This window comes from Phocaeicola sp. (assembly GCF_048170425.1).
In the GTDB taxonomy this organism is placed as follows: Bacteria; Bacteroidota; Bacteroidia; order Bacteroidales; family Bacteroidaceae; genus Phocaeicola.
Genome location: NZ_DBEXBB010000339.1, coordinates 1 through 3,221, shown reverse-complemented (window position 1 = coordinate 3,221; position 3,221 = coordinate 1). Strand labels below are relative to the sequence as shown.

Sequence of the window (3,221 nt, the reverse complement as noted above, 5' to 3'; positions counted from 1 at the left end):
GTAAATATAATAAACTAAAGTAACATGCAAAACAAAGGATTTGTAAAGGTTTTTGCGGTATTACTGACCCTTGCGTGTGCTTTTTATCTTTCGTTCTCATTCGTTACACGTTATCAGATGAACAAGGCGGCTGAGGACCCGAAAGGTTCGGCACATTACCTGGATTCCATGCAGAATCAGAAGGTGTGGTTGGGGATTTATACGCTGAAACAATGCCGTGAGATGGAAATCGGGTTGGGTTTGGACCTGAAAGGTGGTATGAACGTTATTCTGGAAGTTTCTGTACCAGATGTAGTGAAGGCGTTGGCCGATAACAAACCGGATGAAGCTTTTAATAAGGCTGTAGCGGAAGCTGCAAAACAACAGATTAGCAGTCAGGAAGATTTTGTGACTCTGTTCATCAGAGAATACAAAAAACTGGCTCCGGAAGGCAAGCTTGCCGAATTGTTCGCTACCCAGCAGTTGAAAGACAAGGTAAATACCCGTAGCACAGATGCAGAAGTAGAAAAAGTATTGCGCGAGGAAGTAAAAGCTGCTGTAGACAACTCTTACAATGTTTTGCGTACACGTATCGACCGCTTTGGTGTCGCTCAGCCGAATATCCAGACTCTGGAAGGGAAGATGGGTCGTATCATGGTGGAATTGCCGGGTATCAAGGAACCGGAACGTGTGAGAAAACTTTTACAGGGTTCTGCCAACCTGGAATTCTGGGAAACATTTGAAGCAAAAGACATTGTTCCGGTATTGGCTTCTGCTGACAACCGTGCACGTGGCTTGCTGAATGCAGATGCTCCTGCTGATTCTGCAATGGTAGAAACTGATACAACTGCTGTGGCTGAGGCTTCTGCTGTATCTGCAAAAGACAGTCTGGCTGCCGCACTGAAGGGTGAAACCGCTACTGCTTCTAATACAAATATTGAAGAACTGAAGAAAGAACATCCGTTGCTGGCTGTACTGCAGTTGAACCAGAGCGGCGTAGGCTGTATCGTAGGTTACGCTGACTATAAGGATACTGCTGATGTAAACCGTATCCTGAATATGAAAGCTGTGAAGGAAATAATGCCGCGCGACTTGAAACTGATGTGGGGTGTGAAAGCTTCGGATATGGACAAGACCGGACGTATCTTCGAATTGTATGCTATCAAGTCGACAGAACGTAACGGGCGTGCACCGCTGGAAGGTGATGTAGTAACTGATGCAAAGGATGAATACGACCAGTTCAACAAGCCTTGTGTAAGTATGTCTATGAATACTGAAGGTTCTCGTCGTTGGGCTGCCTTGACTAAGAAGAACATTGGTAAGGAAATTGCCATCGTATTGGACGGATATGTATACAGTGCTCCGCGTGTAAACTCTGAAATTACCGGCGGTAACTCACAGATTACCGGTAACTTTACTCCGGAAGTTACAAAGGACTTGGCTAACGTATTGAAGTCTGGTAAGATGCCGGCTCCTGCACGTATCGTACAGGAAGACATCGTAGGTCCGTCTCTGGGACAGGAATCTATCAACCAGGGTATCGTATCTTTCATCGTGGCTTTGATTGTCCTGATGATTTATATGTGTGCGATGTACGGATTCATTCCGGGTATGGTGGCTAACGGTGCGTTGTTCATCAACTTCTTCTTTACACTGGGTATCCTTTCTTCATTCCAGGCTGCATTGACCATGTCTGGTATTGCCGGTATGGTATTGTCACTGGGTATGGCAGTGGATGCTAACGTATTGATTTACGAACGTACGAAAGAAGAGCTCCGTGCGGGTAAGGGAACCAAACAGGCATTGGCTGAAGGTTACAAGAACGCATTCTCTGCTATCTTCGACTCTAACTTGACTTCTATCATTACAGGTATCATCCTGTTTAACTTCGGTACCGGTCCGATCCGTGGTTTTGCCACTACCTTGATTATCGGTATCCTCTGCTCATTCTTCTCAGCAGTATTCTTGACTCGTCTGGTTTACGAACACTTCATGAACAAAGACAAGTGGTTGAACCTGACATTCACTACAGGCATTTCAAAGAACCTGATGCAGAATGTACACTATAACTTCATGGGTATTACGAAGCGTTCGTTCACTATCTGGGGAGTTATTATTGTAGTATGTATCATTTCATTCTTTGTACGTGGTCTTGCACAGAGTATTGACTTTACCGGTGGACGTAACTTCGTGGTTCAGTTCGAACAGGTTGTACAGCCGGAAACTGTACGTAGCTTGCTGCAGCCGAAAGTGGGTGATGCAAACGTACAGGCTATTGCTTTGGGTACAGACGGAAAGACAATCCGTGTGACTACCAACTACCGTATCAACGAAGATTCTCCTACAATCGATGCAGAAATTGAAGAGTTCCTTTACAATGCATTGAAGGAAGGTAATCTGTTGGGTGAAGGTACTACACTGGAAATCTTCATCGACCGTGATAATCGTACTGGAGGTTCTATCATCAGTTCTCAGAAGGTAGGTCCTTCTATTGCTGACGATATTAAGACTTCAGCTGTATGGTCAGTTGTATTGGCTTTGATTGCTATCGGTCTGTATATCTTGATTCGTTTCAGCAACATCGCTTTCAGTATTGGTGCTACAGTAGCATTGATGGTGGATACCGTATTGATTATCGGTGCATACTCTTTGTGTTATGGATGGATGCCGTTCTCTTTGGAAATCGACCAGACATTCATTGGTGCTATTCTGACTGCAATCGGTTACTCTATCAATGATAAGGTGGTAATCTTCGACCGTGTACGTGAGTTTATCGGTTTGTATCCGAAACGCGACCGTACGCAGCTGTTCAATGATTCGTTGAACACGACTCTGGCTCGTACCATCAACACTTCTTTGAGTACGTTGATTGTGTTGCTGAGTATCTTCATCCTTGGTGGTGACAGTATCCGCAGCTTCGCATTCGCTATGATTCTGGGTGTAGTAATCGGTACATTGTCTTCATTGTTCGTAGCTGCTCCGGTAGCTTACTTGACAATGGGGCATAAGATGCCGAAACAAGTTGGAGAGGCTGAATAAAATAGAAATCTGATATAATGTTTGTGAAGGCGGCTGTTTTCCTTGTGAAAGCGGCCGCCTTTTTTGGGACACTCAGTAAATAGTATAAAATTAGCCAACTAATTCATACAAAAAGTATTGCGAATTAGTTGGCTTTTTTGTATCTTTAGGTATTCCCCCGAAAATAAGGTTTGGCAGCCAAAACGGGGGAAATACTCCGACTA

At 44.4% G+C, this 3,221-nt stretch carries 1 protein-coding gene; it reads left to right on the top strand.

The window, feature by feature from the left end:
• Window positions 1-24 precede the first annotated feature (24 nt).
• On the top strand, window positions 25-3,018 hold the full coding sequence (gene secDF, locus ACMJ0U_RS12865; protein WP_417130262.1) for a protein translocase subunit SecDF: 2,994 nt from the start codon (window positions 25-27) through the stop codon (window positions 3,016-3,018).
• The last annotated feature ends 203 nt before the right edge of the window (window positions 3,019-3,221 follow it).

Bases quoted from the DNA above. Each gene is read 5' to 3' on its own strand.
- secDF (WP_417130262.1), top strand. From the start codon at position 25: ATGCAAAACAAAGGATTTGTAAAGGTTTTTGCGGTATTACTGACCCTT.